Consider the following 2,582-nt stretch of genomic DNA (forward strand, 5'->3'; position numbering starts at 1 on the left):
TCGGCGCCGCGCCCGCGCGCCAAGCGGGGGGCGCGCGGGCCGCCCCCCCGCCCGGGCGGGGGGCGGGCGCCGCCGAGGTGCTGTCGGCAGGCCGGCAGGTCAGCAGGTCAGCCGGGCGTCCGCCCAGTCGGCGTGGTCGGAGTCGACTCCGTCGCCGCCGTCGGTGACCACCAGCTCCACCACCTGTGCGCCCGAGACGTCCGCGGTGAGGGTCTGGGCGGGCATGGCGTTGGTCAGCACCCCGGTCGAGGCGACCGTCCTGCCGTCCGCGCGCACCTCGAAGGCGACCGTGCCCTTCGTCCCCTTCTCGTCGTCGACGCCGACGGACGCGCTGACCGTCTCGCAGGAGCGGCCGGTGTAGTAGGCGACGGTGCTGGGCGCGTGCACGCCGAGGCCCTTGCCGTACACCACGCCGCCGACGGTGATCGGATGACCGTCACCGGCCGCGCTCTCCCCGTTGCTGGTGTTGCGCTCCACCGGCCCCCATCCGCTGTCGGCCGACAGCCACGGCAGATCGCCGAGGTAGGAGGTTCCGGCGGGCGGCGGCACGACCACCGACGCGGTCACGGGCAGGGTGTTCGCGGCCCGCACCCCGGTCGGCGAGCGGTAACTCGTCGTCAGCGTCAGGCCGTACGACCCGCTCGGTGTTCCCGCGGGCGCGGTGACCGTCCAGGCGGTGCTCAGGGAGCGGCCGGTGGGCAGGGACGCCGTCGTGGTGGGCGAGGCGGCCTTCACCGTCCAGCCGGCGGGGCCCGTCAGGGCGACGGAGACCGTACGGGCCGGGGTGCGGCCGAGGTCGGTGACCGTGGACGTCACCGTGACCGGCTTGCCCGCCTCGACGTACGCGCCGCCGTCCAGGCCGGCCTCGACGGCCGGGGGCTGCGCGGCCCAGCCGCCGTCGGCGGCCACGCGGACCAGCACCGTGCCGTGCGCGGGGACGGTCGCCGCGATGGTTCCGGCGGTGTTGTACGACGTGTGGCGCCACAGGTCGCGCAGGGTGTAGCCGTCGGCGGCCGGCAGCCCGACGGCCTGCGCGGTGGTGGCGATGCGCTGCGCGGTGGACGACTCGTTGAACAGGGCGACCGCGCGGCTGCCGTCCCGCATCTGCTTGGCGATCACCCAGCGCCCGCCGGCCGAGGAGACGACGGTGCCCTGCTTGCCGAGCGGGTCCTGGTCGACGGCGATGACTTCCTTGTTGCCGAGGATCTCGTACGTCGCGTCCGAGGCCTTGCGCAGGTCGGTGCCGATGAGCAGGGGCGCGGCCATGACCGACCACAGGGAGAAGTGCGAGCGGTACTCGGTGTCCGTCATGCCGCCGTTGCCGACCTCCAGCATGTCCGGGTCGTTCCAGTGGCCCGGACCGGCGTACGGGGCGAGCGGCAGGTTCTGCTTGGCGATCGCCAGCATCGAACCCCAGCTGTCGGAGATGTCGCCCGTGGTGCGCCACAGGTGGCCGACGTCGGCGGCCCACTCCCAGGGCTTGTTCTGGCCCCATTCGCAGATGCTGAAGACGATGGGCCGCCCGGTCGCCTTGAGCGCGTCACGCATGGTGGTGTAGCGCTGCTTGGCGTCGACGCCCTGGTTGTTGCAGTTGTCGTACTTGAGGTAGTCCACGCCCCAGTCCGCGAACTGCCGGGCGTCGCTGTACTCGTGACCCAGGCCGCCGGGGAAGCCTATGTCGCTGCAGGTCTTGGTTCCGGCGCTGGTGTAGATGCCGAGTTTGAGGCCCTTGGAGTGGACGTAGTCGGCGACCGCCTTGATGCCGCCGGGGAAGCGGGCCGGGTCGGGCACCAGCTTGCCGTCGGCGTCGCGCTGCGGGAGCGCCCAGCAGTCGTCGAGATTGACGTACTGGTATCCGGCGGCCTTGAGGCCCTTGGCGACGAAGAGGTCGGCGATGCCCTTGACCATCGCCTCGTTGAACTCGGCCCGGCAGTGGGTGGAGTTCCAGTTGTTGAAGCCCATCGGCGGGGTGAGCGCGAGGCCGTCGGCCAGGGTGGCCGTGTCCGGCGCGGCGGGGGCGCCGGACGCGGCGACGGCCGGGGCGGTGAGCCCGGCCGTACAGAGCAGCCCCGCGGTGAGCGCTCCGACGATTCTGTGACGTGGTGTGCCGGTGTGACGCATGGTGACATGCCTCCGACCAACGAGAGGGGAGATGACGTCATGCACTCGTCATCGATGCGCGTTCACGGTAGAACGTGTCGGACTCTGTTGGAAGATGGCGGGTCGTGGGAGATTCGGCTCAGGGGGCGGCCGATGGCCGGAGCGGCCGCGACGGTGAGAGGAAATCGGTCGGGGCGTGACCTCGGCCCGTTGACGCAGTTGAGCCGGGCATGAAGAAGCGCAGCATGCTCGCCATCGCCTCCCTCGCCACCGGGTTCGTCGTCGCCGCGATCACTCCCTCGCACGGTCTGGACGCCGACGACCTGACGAACCTCAACGTGGGCGACACCCTCAGCACCCTGGACCACACCGTCGCCCAGGACAGTTTCCAGGTCGACGACGGCACGCTCGGCGGAAGCGCCTGACGAGGAGCGCCCCGGCCGCGGCGGTGCCGCCCTCCCGCGCGTGGATGCGGGAGGGCG

2 protein-coding genes are annotated in these 2,582 nt (G+C 72.2%); one reads left to right on the plus strand and one right to left on the minus strand.

The features are described 5' to 3' along the window. Window positions 1–99: 99 nt before the first annotated feature. A complete protein-coding gene (locus tag AB0E88_RS35605; protein ID WP_361639347.1) occupies window positions 100–2,121 on the minus strand; it encodes an NPCBM/NEW2 domain-containing protein in 2,022 nt (673 codons plus the stop codon). 209 nt (window positions 2,122–2,330) lie between these two features. Here AB0E88_RS35605 and AB0E88_RS35610 point away from each other — a divergent pair, with 209 nt between their 5' ends. Beyond that, entirely contained in the window at window positions 2,331–2,525 is a 195-nt protein-coding gene (locus tag AB0E88_RS35610; RefSeq protein WP_361639350.1) for a hypothetical protein, read from the plus strand. Window positions 2,526–2,582: the final 57 nt, after the last annotated feature.

The organism is Streptomyces sp. NPDC028635 (assembly GCF_040637635.1).
GTDB lineage: Bacteria > Actinomycetota > Actinomycetes > Streptomycetales > Streptomycetaceae > Streptomyces.